This is a genomic window from Haloferax sp. s1, from assembly GCF_058382125.1.
In genome coordinates, this window is record NZ_JBZRPK010000693.1 from 1 (window position 1) to 16,527 (window position 16,527).

Annotated in this window: 19 protein-coding genes; 10 read left to right on the top strand and 9 right to left on the bottom strand. The window is 61.7% G+C overall.

The window, feature by feature from the left end:
* Positions 1-196: 196 nt before the first annotated feature.
* The 6 genes from QT222_RS18150 to QT222_RS18175 all read left to right on the top strand — a co-directional run bounded on the left by QT222_RS18150 (position 197) and on the right by QT222_RS18175 (position 6,101).
* Positions 197-1,168 (top strand): calcium/sodium antiporter, encoded by a 972-nt coding sequence (locus QT222_RS18150; protein WP_491477982.1) that lies wholly within the window; start codon positions 197-199, stop codon positions 1,166-1,168.
* Between the two features lie 113 nt (positions 1,169-1,281).
* Entirely contained in the window at positions 1,282-2,634 is a 1,353-nt protein-coding gene (locus QT222_RS18155) for a calcium:cation antiporter family protein (RefSeq protein ID WP_491477983.1), read from the top strand.
* Between the two features lie 75 nt (positions 2,635-2,709).
* Positions 2,710-4,029 carry a D-aminoacyl-tRNA deacylase gene (locus QT222_RS18160; protein WP_491477984.1) on the top strand — a complete coding sequence of 440 codons (1,320 nt, stop codon included), beginning with the start codon at positions 2,710-2,712 and terminating at the stop codon, positions 4,027-4,029.
* Positions 4,030-4,177: 148 nt separating this feature from the next.
* Positions 4,178-5,311: a cell division protein FtsZ gene (gene ftsZ, locus QT222_RS18165; RefSeq protein ID WP_004057551.1), complete on the top strand. Its 1,134-nt coding sequence runs from the start codon at positions 4,178-4,180 to the stop codon at positions 5,309-5,311.
* Between the two features lie 162 nt (positions 5,312-5,473).
* Positions 5,474-5,647, top strand: a complete 174-nt coding sequence (locus tag QT222_RS18170; RefSeq protein ID WP_004044219.1) for a protein translocase SEC61 complex subunit gamma — start codon at positions 5,474-5,476, stop codon at positions 5,645-5,647.
* A 1-nt stretch (position 5,648) separates the two neighbouring features.
* The gene (locus QT222_RS18175; RefSeq protein ID WP_004057550.1) at positions 5,649-6,101 is read left to right on the top strand and encodes a transcription elongation factor Spt5; all 453 of its coding nucleotides are present in this window, start codon (positions 5,649-5,651) and stop codon (positions 6,099-6,101) included.
* Between the two features lie 235 nt (positions 6,102-6,336).
* Here the strand turns inward: QT222_RS18175 and QT222_RS18180 are convergent, their stop codons facing one another.
* On the bottom strand, positions 6,337-6,639 hold the full coding sequence (locus QT222_RS18180) for a DUF7565 family protein (protein WP_049917460.1): 303 nt from the start codon (positions 6,637-6,639) through the stop codon (positions 6,337-6,339).
* A 128-nt stretch (positions 6,640-6,767) separates the two neighbouring features.
* Between QT222_RS18180 and QT222_RS18185 the strand changes: the two genes are divergently transcribed.
* A complete protein-coding gene (locus tag QT222_RS18185; protein WP_491477991.1) occupies positions 6,768-7,502 on the top strand; it encodes a PHP-associated domain-containing protein in 735 nt (244 codons plus the stop codon).
* 15 nt (positions 7,503-7,517) lie between these two features.
* Here the strand turns inward: QT222_RS18185 and QT222_RS18190 are convergent, their stop codons facing one another.
* Together QT222_RS18190 and QT222_RS18195 are read right to left on the bottom strand one after the other, a co-directional pair.
* On the bottom strand, positions 7,518-8,042 hold the full coding sequence (locus QT222_RS18190; protein WP_004057547.1) for a metal-dependent hydrolase: 525 nt from the start codon (positions 8,040-8,042) through the stop codon (positions 7,518-7,520).
* A gap of 102 nt (positions 8,043-8,144) precedes the next feature.
* Entirely contained in the window at positions 8,145-8,672 is a 528-nt protein-coding gene (locus tag QT222_RS18195) for a CinA family protein (RefSeq protein WP_491477985.1), read from the bottom strand.
* A 126-nt stretch (positions 8,673-8,798) separates the two neighbouring features.
* On the opposite strand from QT222_RS18195, the gene QT222_RS18200 reads away from it, so the two are divergent.
* The gene (locus QT222_RS18200; RefSeq protein WP_491477986.1) at positions 8,799-10,013 is read left to right on the top strand and encodes an ArsA family ATPase; all 1,215 of its coding nucleotides are present in this window, start codon (positions 8,799-8,801) and stop codon (positions 10,011-10,013) included.
* Positions 10,014-10,039: 26 nt separating this feature from the next.
* On the opposite strand, the gene QT222_RS18205 is transcribed toward QT222_RS18200, so the two are convergent.
* The 4 genes from QT222_RS18205 to QT222_RS18220 all read right to left on the bottom strand — a co-directional run bounded on the left by QT222_RS18205 (position 10,040) and on the right by QT222_RS18220 (position 13,719).
* Entirely contained in the window at positions 10,040-10,885 is an 846-nt protein-coding gene (locus QT222_RS18205) for an SDR family oxidoreductase (protein WP_491477987.1), read from the bottom strand.
* An 86-nt stretch (positions 10,886-10,971) separates the two neighbouring features.
* Positions 10,972-11,769, bottom strand: a complete 798-nt coding sequence (locus tag QT222_RS18210) for an endonuclease V (protein WP_491477988.1) — start codon at positions 11,767-11,769, stop codon at positions 10,972-10,974.
* Between the two features lies 1 nt (position 11,770).
* Positions 11,771-12,658 (bottom strand): rhomboid family intramembrane serine protease, encoded by an 888-nt coding sequence (locus tag QT222_RS18215; RefSeq protein ID WP_491477989.1) that lies wholly within the window; start codon positions 12,656-12,658, stop codon positions 11,771-11,773.
* 527 nt (positions 12,659-13,185) lie between these two features.
* Positions 13,186-13,719 carry an inorganic diphosphatase gene (locus QT222_RS18220; protein WP_004057540.1) on the bottom strand — a complete coding sequence of 178 codons (534 nt, stop codon included), beginning with the start codon at positions 13,717-13,719 and terminating at the stop codon, positions 13,186-13,188.
* Between the two features lie 336 nt (positions 13,720-14,055).
* Between QT222_RS18220 and QT222_RS18225 the strand changes: the two genes are divergently transcribed.
* On the top strand, positions 14,056-14,415 hold the full coding sequence (locus QT222_RS18225; protein WP_004057539.1) for a PadR family transcriptional regulator: 360 nt from the start codon (positions 14,056-14,058) through the stop codon (positions 14,413-14,415).
* Positions 14,416-14,451: 36 nt separating this feature from the next.
* On the opposite strand, the gene QT222_RS18230 is transcribed toward QT222_RS18225, so the two are convergent.
* Positions 14,452-15,012 carry a DUF7108 family protein gene (locus tag QT222_RS18230; RefSeq protein ID WP_004057538.1) on the bottom strand — a complete coding sequence of 187 codons (561 nt, stop codon included), beginning with the start codon at positions 15,010-15,012 and terminating at the stop codon, positions 14,452-14,454.
* Positions 15,005-15,598, bottom strand: coding sequence for a ribonuclease HI (gene rnhA, locus QT222_RS18235; protein ID WP_004057537.1), 594 nt, complete (start codon positions 15,596-15,598; stop codon positions 15,005-15,007). Before rnhA ends, QT222_RS18230 begins: the two co-directional genes overlap by 8 nt.
* A gap of 122 nt (positions 15,599-15,720) precedes the next feature.
* On the opposite strand from rnhA, the gene QT222_RS18240 reads away from it, so the two are divergent.
* A partial coding sequence (locus QT222_RS18240) for a transcription initiation factor IIB (protein ID WP_491477990.1) occupies positions 15,721-16,527 on the top strand: 807 nt, incomplete at its 3' end.

Consider the following 16,527-nt stretch of genomic DNA (forward strand, 5'->3'; position numbering starts at 1 on the left):
GAGTCCCGCCGGTGATATAATTCGCCCGTCTGCGTCGGTTACCGCCGCGACTCGTCGGTTGTTTGCTGCTGTCGATGTGCTCTTTCGCCGGTCGAGACTCGACGTGTCGTGCCCTGCTCTCATCTAGCATGACAATTCATGACGTTCGCTTCCCGGACCGGCGCGTTTTTGGTGTCCCGTTGGACTACTCCCGCGTATGTCGGCTCTCGCAACCTTGCTTTCCTTCGATACCGCCCTCCTCGTAGCCGGTATCGTTGCACTTTATCTCGGAGCCGAGGCACTCGTCGAGGGTGCCTCACGACTTGCTATCGGTCTCGGTCTCCGTGCAGCCATCGTCGGCGTCACTATCGTCGCGTTCGCGACGACCACTCCCGAACTGTTCGTCGCCGTGTTGAGCGGTCTCGGCTACAGCGCTGACCTCGGACTTGGTGCCATCATCGGGTCGAATATCGCCAATATCGGACTCGTGTTGGGCGTCTCCGCGCTCATCCAACCGATGGCCGTCTCGACATCGACGCTTCGGCGTCACGTCCCGTTCATGGTCACCGCTGCGATTGCGCTTGTCGTCCTCGGGATGGACGGACGATTGAGTGCAATCGACGGGGGAATCCTTCTCCTGATTCTCGGGGCTTTCACGTCATTCCTGCTCTACCGCGCACGGTCGACGAAGGCCGACGCAATCGGTGCCGACGAGATAGATATCGAGGACGAAGACGAGGTTTCGGCGCAGTTCAAAGACGTTCTCTACCTCGGTCTCGGTCTCCTGCTCCTGTTTGTCGGGTCGAACTGGCTCATTCAGGGTGGCAAGGGCCTACTCGAAGCCTACGGGTTCAGCACCCGATTCATCGGACTGACTGTCCTCGCATTCGGGACCTCGCTTCCTGAACTCGCCGCGTCGGTCATCAGCGCCGTCCGCGGCGAGGCGGAGTTCAGCATCGGCAACGTTGTTGGGTCGAACATCTACAACGTCGTCGCCGTCCTCGGCATCCTCGCTATCATGGTTCCGGTGACCGTCCCGGCGAGCACCATCTCGCTCGACTTCCCAGCACTTCTCGTGTTCACCTTCGGCGTCATCGCCCTGATGCTCCGCAACTACGACGTGTCCAGACTCGACGGCGGTATCCTCGTCGGCGGCTATCTGGTGTTTTTCTGGCTCATCCTTCCGTAGGCGGCAACTGATTTCAGTCGATACGCGACGTTCAGCGGCTTTCTCCGGCTCTCAGTACGACTTAGGGCTGAAACGCAAGAGCTACCGGGTCTGCCTTCGCTAGTGTAGGCACGATGGTACGACGACGATTGAGTCACCCGCTCGTCGCGGTTTTCGGAGCCGCGTTGCTCACGATTCCGTGGCTCGGCCTCCATACGGTCTTCGGCGCGGACCTCCAAACTGGCGTCACGGTTGCACTGAGCGGCATCGCCGTTCTCGGCGCTTCCTTCCTCCTTGCGTGGGGTGCCGAGACGGCTGAAGCCGACGTGCCGCGGGCGTTCGCGCTCGCCATTCTTGCAGTGCTCGCTGTCGCCCCCGAGTACGCTGTCGACGCCCTCTACGCGTGGGAGGCTGGCATCAACCCCGGCTCACCCGAGTCGGCCGAAGCGGCGAGTCTCGCCGTCGCCAACATGACCGGCGCGAACCGCATCCTCATCGGTATCGGCTGGTCGGCAATCGCCCTGTTTACGGTCGTTCGAGCGCGCAAAACCGGCGACGAAGCGGTTGAAAGTCGCCCCGGCTTCCTCGCCGATGTCGTTCGACTCGACCGCGGTATCTCGACGGAAATCTTGTTCCTCTTTCTCGCGACGATGTTCGCCTTCTTCGTCCCGCTCGGCGCGGGAATCGGCGCGTTCGACATGTTCGTCCTCGTCGGTCTCTACGTCGTCTACATCCTCGCGGCGTTGAACGCGCCGCACGAACACGAAGAACAGATTGGCGTGCCCGCATATCTCCAGTCGTACCCGCGGATGAAGCGCATCGCGACGACGCTCACGCTTTTCATCTTCTCGGGAATCGTCATCCTCGTCGCCGTCGAGCCGTTCGCCCACGGACTCGAAGAACTCGGTACGTCCGTCGGCATCCCGCCGTTCTTGATGATTCAGTGGGTCGCGCCGTTGGCGAGTGAGAGCCCCGAACTCATCGTCGTCGCCTACCTCGTCAACAAGGCGCGGTCGACCGCCGGCTTCAACGCGCTCATCTCCTCGAAACTCAACCAGTGGACGCTCCTCATCGGGACGCTCGTCCTCGTGTACAGTCTCTCACTCGGTACCTACGGCCCGCTCCCACTCGACAACCATCAGGCGGGCGAACTCTGGCTGACGGCCGCACAGAGCTACTTCGCAATCGCCATCCTCATCACGTTCTCCATCAGCGTCCGCGAGGCGCTTGCGCTTCTCGGTCTCTTCTTCGCCCAGTTCATCTACTCCGTCACGGGGATGGCACTCACACTGCCGATTCCCGGCCTCGGTGCTGTCACGTTCGACGGCGTAACGTCACTCATCGGCTTCTCGGTTATCTACCTCGTCGTCGGCACGGCGCTCTTCGTCGCCCGGCGGAAGGAACTCATGGCCGTCGCGAGGCTCTCCATTCGGCGTGTCCGCGGTGACTACACGACCGGTGAGACGACGGTCGCCGCCGAGGACTGAACCGTCGTTCGAAGCTGAACGTCTCTCCTCGCCGGTTCCGACGCCCTTTTCGCCGACCTGAGCCACCCTCGAACCGTGATTGGAATCGTCGTCAGCCGCGCCGACAGCGCATCGGTTCACATCGGCGAGCACCTGCGTTCGCTTGCTGACTGGGACGAACAGACCGACGACAGCCGACCCGACGCTGACGGCGGCGGCACCGTATACCGCCGCGACGGCTTCGAACTCCGCGAGTTCGACGACCTACACATCTACCTCGACGACCCCGCCGAGGCGTTCGAAGGCGACCTCGACATGGTCGTCGTCGTCTCGCGGCACGCTGGCGAGACGGGACCGCTCTTGACCGCGCACTTCACGGGCAATTTCGGCCCCGCCGACTACGGCGGCGAACCGGGTCACTTCGCCCGCGCGTGCCCGAATGCACAGCGCGCTGTGGTTGACGCCCTGCGCGACCACGCACCCGACGACTACGAAGTCGGTATCGAAGCGACGCACCACGGTCCGACCGAACCAACCGTTCCCTCGATGTTCGTCGAACTCGGAAGCGGCGAAGACGAGTGGGAAGACCCCGCAGGTGCGCGCGCCGTCGCGGCCGCCGTGCTCGATATCGAAGGTGTCGCCCCCGACGCCGATCGCCAGCTCGTCGGATTCGGCGGCGGCCACTACGCCCCGCGATTCGAGCGCGTACTGCGTGAGACAGACTGGTGTGTCGGCCACATCGCGGCCGATTGGCAACTGAAGGCGATGGGGTCGCCGAACGAGAACCGTGACGTGCTCCGCCGTGCCTTCGAGGCCTCGGCGGCCGACCTCGCGCTGGTCGATGGCGACCGCGACGACCTCGCGGCCGCCGTCGAAGACGAAGGCTTCCGCGTCGTCTCCGAGACGTGGGTCCGAGAGACTGACGGCGTCCCGTTGAACCGAGTGCGCGACCTCGAAGCCGATATCACGCGCATCGAAGAGGGACTTCGCTTCGGAGACCACGTCGATGCCGACGAGTACGAGGTTATCTCGCTTCCAGACGGTCTCTTGGGCGAGGCACAGGGCATCGACCTCGATGCATCGCTCGATGCCGTCAGGGAGACGACCGTGGCCTTCCACACGACCGAAAGCGGAGCGCGTGCACTCGGCCCCGCTGCCGTCGCGGGGGAGCACTACGACGACCTCGTCGAGCGTCTCTGTGATATCCTTCGACAGAAGTACGACACCGTCGTTCGCGAGAACGGCCGCGTCACCGCGACGATGCGCGCCTTCGACCCCGGTGCCGCGCGCGAACTGGGAATCCCGGAGGGACCCGCGTTCGGGAAACTCTCGTCGGGGCAGGCGGTCGAATTCGACGGGAAGACTGTCACGCCCGAGGACGTGTCACAAGAGCGGGTCATCGAGTTCACTCTCTGAGTGAGTGCCGACCGAATTTGTGTGCTGACTTCTCAATTTTGTGCAGTTAGTGTGTCATTGACCTACACGAAATGGTGTCTTGTCGGACAGGTGTCTGACGTAAGGGGGAAAGATAATTAGTCATCCTCCGTAAACCGTCTCCATAAATATGGACTCTATCGTCGACGATGCAATCGATGAGGCCGAGGACATGGGGGATGGGTCGGCTGAAGTCGGCGGCCCGACCGACATTAACCGGTCCGGGACGATGACTGATGATGAACTGCAAGCGGTTCTCAAGGACCTTCAGACCAATATTACGGTGGTTGGGTGCGGCGGTGCGGGTGGTAACACCGTCAACCGAATGCACGAAGAAGGTATCAAGGGAGCCAAACTGGTCGCCGCCAACACCGACGTGCAGCACCTCGTGGAAATCGGTGCTGACACGAAGATTCTCATGGGCGAACAGAAGACGCAAGGCCGTGGCGCAGGCTCGCTTCCGCAAGTCGGCGAGGAGGCCGCTCTCGAATCTCAAGAGGAGATTTACGACGCTATCGAAGGTTCTGATATGGTGTTCGTCACGGCCGGTCTCGGTGGTGGCACCGGTACCGGTTCCGCTCCCGTCGTCGCCAAGGCGGCACGCGAATCCGGTGCGCTCACCATCGCCATCGTGACGACCCCGTTCACGGCGGAGGGTGAGGTTCGACGAACCAACGCCGAAGCGGGTCTCGAACGCCTCCGCGACGTTTCTGATACCGTTATCGTCGTCCCGAACGACCGCCTGCTCGACGCCGTCGGAAAGCTACCGGTCCGTCAGGCGTTCAAGGTCTCCGACGAAGTGCTCATGCGCTCTGTCAAGGGTATCACCGAACTCATTACCAAGCCCGGCCTCGTCAACCTCGACTTTGCCGACGTGAAGACCGTCATGGAACGTGGTGGCGTTGCCATGATCGGTCTCGGCGAGTCCGACTCCGAGTCCAAGGCCCAAGAGTCCGTCAAGTCTGCCCTTCGCTCTCCGCTTCTCGACGTGGATATCTCCGGTGCGAACTCCGCGCTCGTCAACGTCACCGGTGGCTCCGACATGAGCATCGAAGAGGCAGAGGGTGTCGTCGAGGAGATTTACGACCGAATCGACCCCGACGCGCGCATTATCTGGGGGACCTCCGTCGACGACGAACTCGAAGGCATGATGCGGACGATGATTGTCGTCACGGGCGTCGAGTCGCCCCAAATCTACGGCCGCAACGGCGAAGTTCAGGCGCAGGCCGAGGGTCGCCTCGAAGACATCGACTACGTCGAGTAGTCGAACCACACCGTCGAGTCGCTGACGGCGCGGTTCCCGCTGACGCACTCGTCTCATTTGCAACCGTAACCCGGGAGACCCGTCTCTCTCGCGCCGAGACGCGCGAGCGAAGCGACGTGCATCAATAGATAGAAAAAGCCCGACACCCTAGGCCTCACCAACATGGACGTTAAGTACGACCTGAACAGCTACGTTCGCGTGTTGAAACTCGCGAGCACCCCGTCCTGGCAGGAGTTCTCTCAAATCTCCAAGATTGCCGGTGCGGGTATCTTCCTCGTTGGGTTGCTCGGCTTCATCATCTTCGCGGTCATGAGCTTCCTCCCCGGAGGCGTCTGAAATGCCCATCTTCGCCGTAAAGACCACCGCTCGCCAGGAGCGAACGGTTGCAGACATGATTGCGTCGAAGGATTTCTCGCAAATCCACGCCGTCTTGGCGCCCGACTCACTCACGAGTTACGTGATGGTCGAAGCCGACGACGACGGCATCGTCTCCCGCGTCCTCGAGGAGATTCCGCACGCACGCGGTCTCGTCGAGAGCGGCGGTATGGTCGGTACCTCCAGCATGGCCGAAGTCGAGCACTTCCTCTCGCCGACGCCGGACGTCGAAGGTATCGCCGAGGGTGACATCGTCGAACTCATCGCCGGACCGTTCAAAGGCGAGAAGGCGCGCGTCCAGCGCATCGACGAAACGAAAGACCAGGTCACCGTCGAACTCTACGAGGCGACGGTCCCGATTCCGGTCACCGTCCGCGGCGACCAGATTCGCGTCCTCGACTCCGACGAGCGGTAAGTAGCCGCACCAACGAGGTCTCTCTTCTCTCTTCGAGCATCTCGCCGAGCGGTGCGACTGCGCGGGGGAGAAACCGGAACCGAGGTCATAGCTGGGGTACCGTTTCCCCGATAATATCGCCTCGAACAGTCTAACGAGAAACTCTTCGAACAATCTCACGAAACCCGTTACAAGTTCACCGCACGACGACGGCGACCCACCAGCGCGTCGTGGCGTGTCTCAGATTCTACGGTCGCTACAATGCGCCCTCGTCGCGGAGTGTCTTTACGACTCGATTTAGGTCGGCTACTTCTTCGACTGCCTCTTTAACGTCTTCGCGTACACGGACCGCCGAGGAGTCGGCGTCGTACGCGCGGACGAACTCCGCGCGGGTGTGTTCGTCGAAGGCGTGCCGAATCGCAAAGTAGCCCTCGGGGACAATCGTCCCACACACCTTACACTCGTGACGCTCGTGTTCCGTCGTCTGATGAATAATCGCACTTTCGACATTTTCGAACCGAGCGTCACACCCCTCGATTCCGCACTTCCACCGGGACATGTTCGACCCGACGGACGTGACTGACAAAACCGTTTCTTCGACTGTCCGGTGTTCGAGAAATAGCAATCCCTAACTGCCGGCTAATCTGACGTGCTCTTGTGAGCGGGAGCACGACGACACGGGTTGATATGCACGTGAAGATTCTCGACGAGCAGGTCGTCTCGCGTGCGAAGGCTCGTGGACTCGATGTCCTCGTCTATGCTCCCCACTTCGTTCGACTCCCCGATATCCGTGCCCGTGCGGAGCGCTTTTCCGACGACGAACTTCTCGTCGTCCCCGCACGCGAGGTGTTCACCGGGTCGTGGCACAACCGGAAACACCTCCTCGCAATCGGGCTTTCCGACCCCGTACCCGACTTCATTTCGCTCGACGGCGCGCTCGACGAGTTCGACAGACAGGAAGCGGCGACGCTCGTTCCCCACCCGGAACTGTTGACGGTGAGTCTGTCCGCCGACGATATCGCTCGCTATCGCGAGCACATCCACGCCATCGAGACGTACAACGCCAAAGCATTCTCCCGGCACAACCGGCGGGGTCGCGAAATCGCCCGCGAGACGAATCTCCCCGGGTTCGGGTCGTCGTACGCCCACCTCCGCGGTAGCATCGGTGAGGCGTGGACCGAGTTCGACCGTGACATCGGGTCCGAAGCAGACCTCGTCGACGCACTCCGAGAACGGGCGGGGCGCCGCATCGTTCGTCGCGCCGGCCTGTCGCATACGCTCCGCGGCGCAGTCGAATTTGCCCACCTCGGGTACGAGAACTCGTGGGGAAAAATCGACCGACTCCTGCTCTCGGGAATGGAGCCGACGCACCCGAGTCACATCGCCTACGACGGTCGGTTCGACGACGTGAGCGTCTACTAATTCGGATTTTGCAGCTCAGACCATCGCACCGAGCGATGCCGCGGCGTCAGCCAGCGACACGTCGAGCGAGATGAGGTAGTAGTGAATCCCGGCGAGGACGCCGAGTTCTGCGACCGTAATGACGACTGTGACCGCATCGGCGTGTTTCGAACTCGTCGCCACGCCGGTCGGCAGGTCGTACTCTTGCGACGACAGGGGGTAAAAGAGGGCGATGCCGCGTTTCGACCCGACCATATCGAGGACGTAGTGCGTGGCGACACCGACCCAGACGAAGTGGAGATTGTTGAAGACTATCGGGAACGCGAGGAACGCAATCAACACCGGCAGATTGTGGAGCGTCTTGCGGTGCTTGCCGAAGGCGGTGTCCACGTCGGGAAACAGCGCACCGAGGACGACCGGCAGCGACAACTGTCCGATTTTCTGTGCGAGGAGAAACAGCGAGTCGACGGTCGGTTCGAACGTTCGCGGGTCCACGGTGAGAATGACGCCGAGCCCGAGCGCCAGCAAGATGGCGTTGAGCACGTGTCCCTTCTTGTTCATGCGCTCAGACTGGACTGCCGGGATACAAAGCTTTCCCACAGAACCGACCGACAGCGACGCTTCGGACTCGGCCCGAACGCGCCGTCGACGAGCGTGTTCCTGTTACTCGCCGTTGGCGACCGACGCAACCTCGTCTACGAGCAGGCGCAGCGCCCCTCGTGCGATTTGCTCTTTCACCTGTGTGCGAGCGCCGTCGTACTCGAATCGTTCGACGCGAGTGTAGGAGTCCCCACTTCCCCACGGTGCGGCGAAGGCGATACCGACGAAGACGGTTCCGACCGGCTTTCCGGGGAGTCCGCCGTCCGGTCCGGCAATACCCGTCGTTGCCACACCCCACGTCGTGTCAGCTACGTCGCGGACGCCAGCAGCCATCTCGCGGGCAACCGGTTCCGAGACGGCACCGTGTTCGTCCAGTGCCTCCCGGGAAACGGCCAGTTCGTGGCGCTTGGCGTCGTAGGAGTACGTCACGAGCGAGCGGTCGAAGTAGTCACTTGACCCCGGGACGTCGGTGAGGAGCGACCCGATAAGCCCTCCCGTACAGGACTCGGCGACGGCGACGGTGTGTCCCGCGTCGCGGAGGGCGTCACCGACGCGGACTTCTTCGGGTGGGTCTGCTGCGAACTCGCGCATAGGTCCGCACACGGCCGGACGGGTCAAAAACCGCCCGGCGGCGATATTACGCCAACCCAATTCTGCCGTCCAACCTATAGTTCCGAGACCGAGAAGTACACAAAGCCACGCCGTCACGGGTCGGACATGGACATCGACGTCGAGCCAACAGACCGCCCGAACGACGACGGAGACGACGCTGGCACCGACGACAGCGGCCCGGCGGAAATCGAGGTGGAAGTTACCGACCGCGAGGAGGTGACGACGACCGACAGCGCCGACCTTCCCGAGGGAATCGACGCCCCGGAGTACGTCCTCTACGGCGGCAAAGGTGGCGTCGGAAAGACCACGATGGCGGCCGCGACGGCGCTCGCCAGCGCGGCCGACGGAACGTCGACGCTCGTCGTCTCGACTGACCCCGCACACTCGCTTTCGGATACGCTCGGCGTCCCAGTCCCCGACAAGCCGACGCGCATCCGCGAGGATGTTCCCCTCTATGCGGCCGAAATCGACCCTGACACCGTGATGGAGGGACCGTTTGCGGGGGGAGACGGCGACCACGCCGACGAGATGGAGTACGATACCGACGACTACGACGACGACAACCCCTTCGGCGACGACGATTCGACTTCCCCGTTCGACGGTATGGGTGACACGATGGGCGGGTTCGAGGACTTGCTCGGCGGCGACGGCCCGATGGGAATGGGTGGTCCAATGCCCGGTGCGGACGAGGCCGCGGCGATGCAGCAACTCCTCGAATATCTCGATGACCCCCGGTTCGACCGCGTCGTCATCGACACTGCGCCGACCGGTCACACGCTTCGCCTGCTCGAACTCCCAGAACTGATGGACTCGATGTTGGGTCGCATCGTCCGCATGCGCGAGCGCTTCTCCGGCATGATGGATAATATCAAGGGAATGTTCGGCGGCGGCCCGGACGAGCAACAGGCCGGGATGGGCGACCTCGACGACCTCAGAGAACGTATCGAACGCCTCCGCGCGGTGCTCCGCGACCCGACGCGAACCGATTTCCGGGTCGTCATGATTCCCGAAGAGATGAGCGTCGTCGAATCGAAGCGTCTCGTCTCCCGTCTCGACGAGTTCGGCATTCCGGTCCAGACGCTCGTCGTCAATCGCGTCATGGAGTCAGTCGAGGACGTGGCCGACGTAGACCCGAAGTGGGTCGAATCACCCGACCTTGAGAACTGCGGTTTCTGTCAGCGTCGGTGGCAGGTTCAACAGGATGCGCTCCGCTCCGCGACGAATCTGTTCCGTAACCGAGACGTAAAGCGCGTGCCGCTTCTCGCAGACCAGGTTCAGGGAGAAGACGCCCTGCGCGTCGTCGCAACCTGTCTTCGATAACGGCTTTTCAGGTCGAGACAGCTGTTTTACGGGAGCTTTCGTGCGAAGCCGAAGAGCGCGTCCCGCCACGTATCCGGCAGGAACCGTCCCAGAACGCCAACTCGGGCGACGGTGCCCGGTTGGTAGCGCGCCTGTGGCTTGGTCGAACTGGCGGCGTTGACGATATCTTCGGCGACTCGCTCCGGCGGAACCGCACCGGGGCCGCCGCCGCCGAGCGCCTGCGTGTCCTCGAACAGTTTGTAGAACTTCTCGTAGGCACCGGAGCGTTCGACACCCTCGTTGTCCTCGCCGTTGCCGCTGACTTCGTCCTGTAAACGCTGCTTGAACTGCGTCTCGACCGGGCCGGGTTCGACGAGAACGGCGTCGATATCGTACGCTTCGACCTCCGCGCGGAGCGCGTCGGTCATCGCTTCGAGTGCGAACTTCGACCCCGAGTAGACGCCGCCGCCGGGGAACGAGATTCGACCGGCGACGCTGGAGACGTTGACGATGGTCCCGTCACCCTGCGAGCGCATGTGGGGGAGCACGGCACGGGTGAGACGGTGCGGGCCGTAGACGTTCACGTCGAACAGGCCGTGGCCTTTCTCGGTGGGAGCGTCCTCGATAGGACCGAACTGCCCGTAGCCGGCGTTGTTGACGAGACAGTCGATGCGTCCTTCTTCGTCGATGATGCGGTCGACGACGCGGTCGACGTCCCCGTGGTCGGTCACGTCGAGCGTCGCGATATTCGCACCGCGGTCACCCAGCGTCTGGATATCTGCCGGGTTCCGGGCGGTGGCGTAGACCTCCCACTCCTCGTCGAGGAAATCGAGCGCCGTCGCGCGCCCGATACCCGAGGAGCAACCGGTGATGAGGACCGTCTTTTGATGCACGTCGGTAGGTCGAACCCCGCGCTGTTAAGTGTACGCGGTTCAGCACGACGGAAAATACGTGAAGACAAGCAGGAACGATTCGGGAGTCAGTCTTCGTACTGTGCCTTCGCCTCGTCAGCGTAGGCGTCGGCCAGCCGAGTCGGTTCGGGAAGTTTGTACTCGCCCGAAAGTTGCGAGATGAGGTCGACCGCAGTTTCGGCCGAGACGCGGTGGCCGGGGCTGACATACAGCGGGTTCACGATTGGACGCGAGTCGTACTGCCGCGACTGGAAGGCGTAGCCGATAGTCGTCTCGGGCGTGGCCGGGTGTCCGCCGACGGCGTCGACTGAGTCGTCGGCCCGAATCGGTGTGCGCCAGCCTTCGGGGCGGCCATCCAAGTCCTCGTCGGGAGTCCCGCAGAGCAAGGACTTGGCGACGCCGATGCTCGGTACGTCACAGATGACGCCGAGATGCGTGGCGAGCCCCGCCTGCCGGAAGTGAATGCGGCCAGAGCCGTCGAAGACGAGGAGGTCCGGGTCAGTGTCGAGTTCGGAAAGCGCGTCGAGGATGGGGCCTCCTTCGCGGAACGAAAGCAGGCCGGGAATATACGGTAAGTCGAGGTCGGACACGGCGTGGACTCGCTCGACCACCTCGCCGCCACGCAGGACGACGACGGCGCTCAGAGCGCGGTCATCGAGGAACGACTGGTCGATACCGGCGACGAGGGGCGTGTCCGAATCACCTGTGAGTGTCTCGTTTTCGGGGTCGCCGAGGGACACACTCGCCGGGTCGAACGGGAGGGCGTCTTCGAAGACGGCGCTCTCGGCGACGCGGCGCTGGAGCGACTCCATCTCCGCGCGGGAGAGACCGGATTTGGGGGCGAATTCGGGGTAGGCCTGTCGCATCTCAGAACCGTCCGCGTCCGGGGCCGCGACGACCGCCGCCGAACGACATCTGATTGGGGACGCTCCGTTTGCCCTTTACTCGCTGGCCGTACGCGAGACCGATTACGAGGCCGATGAGGTGGGCGAAGTGGGCGATGCCGCCACCGGACCCCGGGCTCAGGAAGAAGAACACCGAGATGCCGGCGAAGCCGAGCGTGAAGAGCCACAGTGGCACGGGGATAATGAAGTACAGGTAAATCCTCAGCCCCGGGTTGAGCACGGTCAGTACGCCGAGGACGGCCATGATGGCCCCGCTCGCGCCGACCACGGAGGTCGGTATCCCTGGCGACAGGAGCATCGATGACCCGACCTGCGCGAGCCCGGCGAGCATCCCGCTGACGAGGAAGAGCGCCGCGAACTTCCGCGACCCGACGTAGCGCTCCACGAGCGGGCCGAAAAAGTACAGGACGATGGAGTTACCGACGATGTGGTAGAAGCCGCCGTGGGCGAATATCGACGTTACCCACGTCCAGACGTATTCGGGGTGGACACTCGTGAGGAAGAAGGTGTTTACCATGAGGCGGCCGAATCCGGCGACCTGTAGCACGAGTTGGATACCGAAGGCAATCCACATCAGACCTAAGAACAGGTACGCCATGTTTCCGCGGAAGTAGCCGAGGAACCCGCCGGTTCCCGTAATGGAGTCAAAGAGACCACCGGCGCGGCCGCGTTGTGTCTCTACGGAGTCGTCGAAGTCACTCGAGAAGACCCCCGCGGGGTCGTTCCAGTCGGAAAGCCCCGCACAGTTGTGGTTCTCCGGGAGACGGTGTTCAGAGCAGAACGTCCCGCCACACCGCGAGCAGCGGTACGGCAGACTCTCGTCTTTGCCGCACACGTCGCAGATAGCCATTACCAACGCCTTACGGCGGCGAGATAAAAAGGGGTTCCCTCAAGCGCGCGGCGTGTACACATCTCACGGGGGAGTGACGTGCCGCAAGCGATATTATCCGCTCCAAATCTGTCTTAGAACTGATAAACTAACCCGATTGCCATCGATATTATCTAACGCTATCGCTGTTTCTTGGCGTACGCGCGAGAAAGTCTCAAATTTACGCGTCTTCGGAACGCTCTTCGTCGTCTGTGTCCGCCTCATCGGCGGGCGTGAAGTTCGTCGGAACGACGGTCGGGTGTTGAATCCCGAGACGGGGTTGCTTGGCTGCCATACTCATTTCTACGTATCGGGCAGAGCGACTAATAATTACCCATGAGCATAATTCATCGGTGGGTGTGAGGGGAATAACCAGTGCGTATGCGACGGGCTGGCGTCTGTCGATTCGCCATTTTCCGTCGTCGCTTCGATTCAGTCAGACTATCGAGACAGTTCCGAGTGCATCCGCTACGGGACGTGTCGTCGCAAAGAAGGTGTGGTGAAGTCGTTTACGCGAAGTGCTCTTCGTACAGGTCCATCGCGTGTTCGATGGCGTCCTTCGCGGCCTGCTTGTCTTCCCAACCGAGGGTCTCGACTTCCTTGCCCTCCTCGAGGTTCTTGTACGTCGAGAAGAACTCGTCAATCTCGTCGCGGAGCTGCTTCGGGATGTCTTCGAGGTCCTCGATGTGGTCGTAGCGCGGGTCCTCAGTGGGGACGGCGATGACCTTGTCGTCCTGCTCGCCGTCGTCGTCCATCTTCATGAGCGCGACCGGGCGAGCTTCGATGACGCAACCGGGGAACGTCTGGTCTTCGACGAGCACGAGCACGTCGAAGGGGTCTTCGTCGTCGTAGTACGTCCGCGGCATGAACCCGTAGTCGGAGGGGTAGTGGACGTTGGAGTGAAGCACGCGGTCGAGGACGACACCGGGAATGTCCTTGTCGTACTCGTACTTGTTGCGCTCGCCTTTGAGACACTCGACAACTGCGTAGATTTCGTCCGGCGCGTCGGGGCCGGTCTCCATATCTTCCCAGAGATTCACCATACCGAACCCATCCTCGATGCAGGCAAAAGTCCTTTCGGCATTGCTCTCGGAGTGACTGCACTGCCGTGTTTGACGGAGCGCGGGAACCCCTCTGTAATTGGAGGTATTCTTCACAGAGCCTTTGGAAGTCACTAGTATATGTGCTTGGTATTCTCCAAGTATGCTCATGCGAAATAGGCACCAAATACATAGGACAATACCACCCAGTAATATTACCAGTTATTCGGCTTGCGCCTGTGTCCAGACCTTGTTTTCGGGTATCTTCTATAAGCCAAAATATTCGAACCAGACTGCGAGTTGACAAAGTTTAAATAGACGGATGACATTTCCACATGTATGTCAGAGGCACAAACAATTGGCGACGAATCCGGTGCGACTCGGGACCTCACCGCGTTCCAGCAGAATATCCTAGTAATCCTGGCAGAAGAACCAATGTACGGTCTGGCCATCAAGCGCCACCTCGAAGAGTACTACGACACCGAAGTCAACCACGGGCGTCTGTACCCCAATCTCGACGACCTCGTCGAGATGGGTCTCGTCGAGAAGAGCGAACTCGACAAGCGGACGAACCAGTACGAACTGACCGACACCGGTCTCGAAGCCGTCCTCGACCGCTTCGACTGGATGTTCTCGAAGTTCGTCACCGACGATGAGCGCGCCGAGATGGTCTCGGAACTCATCGACGCGAAGCTGTAATCACGCAAATCATATCCGCACGAACTGCGGATTCGCTCAGTTGTATTCGGGCACTTCGGCGTCTGCGGCGTCGAAGAGCAACTTGAGCGATTCCGAAAGAATCGACCGCTGTTCAGTGGTCGTCCACGCATTGCGTGGATAATATTCTTCGATGAACTCACGCACCTCGGGAGCGCCAGCCGTCTCGATACGGCGCACGTAGTGGTTCCCGAGGAAGTCGGCGAACGCACGCGCGTTCGCGGCGTGGTCCTCTCCATGTTTCTCGGCGACGGTAGCGACGAGGCGGGCATTGTGTTCTTCGATAGCACTCCACTCGTGTTCCTCGCCGGTCCCCGACAGCGGTTGTTCGACGCCTCTGTCAACATCGTCAATCTGTTTGGGGACGACGGTTCCCTCGTCGTCGACCCATTCCGCGGGGTGGAGGACGAGTACATCATCTTCTTCGCGGACCCGCGAGAGGAAATCGTGTTCGTCGACGAGTTCATCACGGGCCGACAGATATGCCTCGCGCTCGTCGGGGTCGACGGCGTCGCGGGCCAGACGAGTCAGCCGCGTTGCTTCTTCAACTACGTCTTCGGGGAGTTCTGACTCAGGCATTATCGAGGGCCTCGTTGGCTAAGGTATCCGCGCGGTCGTTTATCTCTCGTGGTACGTGCTCCAGCGACCACCGGTCGAAGCGTTCGAGGAGTTCACGAGCCTTCACGCGGCGTTCTCGCAGGCCGGGGTCGTTGGTTTTCCACTCGCCGCGGACCTGTTTGACGATGAGTTGTGAGTCGCCGCGAACGTCCACTTCGTCGTATCCGTACTCGTCCGCGACCGAGAGTGCCTCGATAAGGGCCTCGTACTCGGCGCGGTTGTTGGTCGTCTCTCCGATTCGTTTCGACCCCTCGGCGACGATTCCGTTGCTCGTTACGATAGCCCAGCCAATGGCTGCGGGTCCCGGGTTTCCGCGACTTGCGCCGTCGAAGTACACGTGTGCTCTCCCGCCCTTCGGTTGGATGAGTGCGAGCAAGTCTGTCGGTCTCGAACCTTGTACGACGACTTTCCCGTCGTATGCGACCGCGCTGGCGTCGCCTCGGTCTGCGCGCCAGCGCTCGTGTTCGGTGTTGCCGGGCGATACGGACACGCCCGCCTCTTCGAGTCGTCGTCGCGCTTCGTCAGGGTCGCACTCGACGGTCGGCATATCACCATCTCACTGTGGATTCGGTATAGGCGCTCCGTTCGCAGTCGCTTCGGGAGTAAAAACAACTCACTTCCCCCCGAGAAAAGTTTCAAGTGCAAGGAAATAGACAATATATAAATGCGATGAAACGGCCTACCCGCCAGCGGGAGCGTGAGCACGACCGGACTCGATGGGGAGACGAGTCGCAAGACGGCGAGACATCGGAGGACGAGTTAGACCTCGATAACCTCGACCCCGAGGAAGTTGTCCGAACCGCCGACGGCGAGTTGATTCACGAAGAGACTGGTATCATCATCGAAGAAGAGCGTATCGACCCCGGGCCGGAGTGGCGCGCGTTCAATCACTCCGAACGTCAATCGAAGTCCCGCGTGGGCGCGCCGACCACGCAGACGATGCACGACAAGGGGCTAACGACGACTATCGACTGGAAGGACAAAGACGCCTACGGACGGTCAATCTCCTCGAAAAAGCGGTCGCAGATGCACCGCCTGCGGAAGTGGCAAGAGCGCATTCGAACCAAAGACGCTGGCGAGCGTAACCTGCAGTTCGCACTCAGTGAAATCGACCGCATGGCGTCCGCGCTCGGCGTCCCGCGCTCGGTCCGCGAGGTCGCATCTGTCATCTATCGCCGCGCCCTCAACGAGGACCTGATTCGCGGGCGCTCTATCGAGGGTGTCGCCACGTCGGCGCTCTACGCTGCCTGTCGAAAAGAGGGGATTCCACGCTCACTCGAAGAGATTTCCGAGGTATCGCGCGTCGAACGAAAGGAAATCGGACGGACGTATCGCTATATCTCGCAGGAACTCGGGTTGGAGATGCGGCCGGTCGACCCGAAGAAGTACGTCCCGCGTTCTTCGTCGGAACTCGACCTCTCGAAGGAAGTCCAGTCGAAGGCGAACGAGATTATCGAAACGACGGCTGAACAGGGC

Coding starts and splice junctions, on each gene's coding strand:
- QT222_RS18150 (WP_491477982.1), top strand. CDS start 197: ATGTCGGCTCTCGCAACCTTGCTTTCCTTCGATACCGCCCTCCTCGTA.
- QT222_RS18155 (WP_491477983.1), top strand. CDS start 1,282: ATGGTACGACGACGATTGAGTCACCCGCTCGTCGCGGTTTTCGGAGCC.
- ftsZ (WP_004057551.1), top strand. CDS start 4,178: ATGGACTCTATCGTCGACGATGCAATCGATGAGGCCGAGGACATGGGG.
- QT222_RS18170 (WP_004044219.1), top strand. CDS start 5,474: ATGGACGTTAAGTACGACCTGAACAGCTACGTTCGCGTGTTGAAACTC.
- QT222_RS18175 (WP_004057550.1), top strand. CDS start 5,649: ATGCCCATCTTCGCCGTAAAGACCACCGCTCGCCAGGAGCGAACGGTT.
- QT222_RS18180 (WP_049917460.1), bottom strand. CDS start 6,639: ATGTCCCGGTGGAAGTGCGGAATCGAGGGGTGTGACGCTCGGTTCGAA.
- QT222_RS18185 (WP_491477991.1), top strand. CDS start 6,768: ATGCACGTGAAGATTCTCGACGAGCAGGTCGTCTCGCGTGCGAAGGCT.
- QT222_RS18190 (WP_004057547.1), bottom strand. CDS start 8,042: ATGAACAAGAAGGGACACGTGCTCAACGCCATCTTGCTGGCGCTCGGG.
- QT222_RS18195 (WP_491477985.1), bottom strand. CDS start 8,672: ATGCGCGAGTTCGCAGCAGACCCACCCGAAGAAGTCCGCGTCGGTGAC.
- QT222_RS18200 (WP_491477986.1), top strand. CDS start 8,799: ATGGACATCGACGTCGAGCCAACAGACCGCCCGAACGACGACGGAGAC.
- QT222_RS18210 (WP_491477988.1), bottom strand. CDS start 11,769: ATGCGACAGGCCTACCCCGAATTCGCCCCCAAATCCGGTCTCTCCCGC.
- QT222_RS18215 (WP_491477989.1), bottom strand. CDS start 12,658: ATGGCTATCTGCGACGTGTGCGGCAAAGACGAGAGTCTGCCGTACCGC.
- QT222_RS18220 (WP_004057540.1), bottom strand. CDS start 13,719: ATGGTGAATCTCTGGGAAGATATGGAGACCGGCCCCGACGCGCCGGAC.
- QT222_RS18225 (WP_004057539.1), top strand. CDS start 14,056: ATGTCAGAGGCACAAACAATTGGCGACGAATCCGGTGCGACTCGGGAC.
- QT222_RS18230 (WP_004057538.1), bottom strand. CDS start 15,012: ATGCCTGAGTCAGAACTCCCCGAAGACGTAGTTGAAGAAGCAACGCGG.
- rnhA (WP_004057537.1), bottom strand. CDS start 15,598: ATGCCGACCGTCGAGTGCGACCCTGACGAAGCGCGACGACGACTCGAA.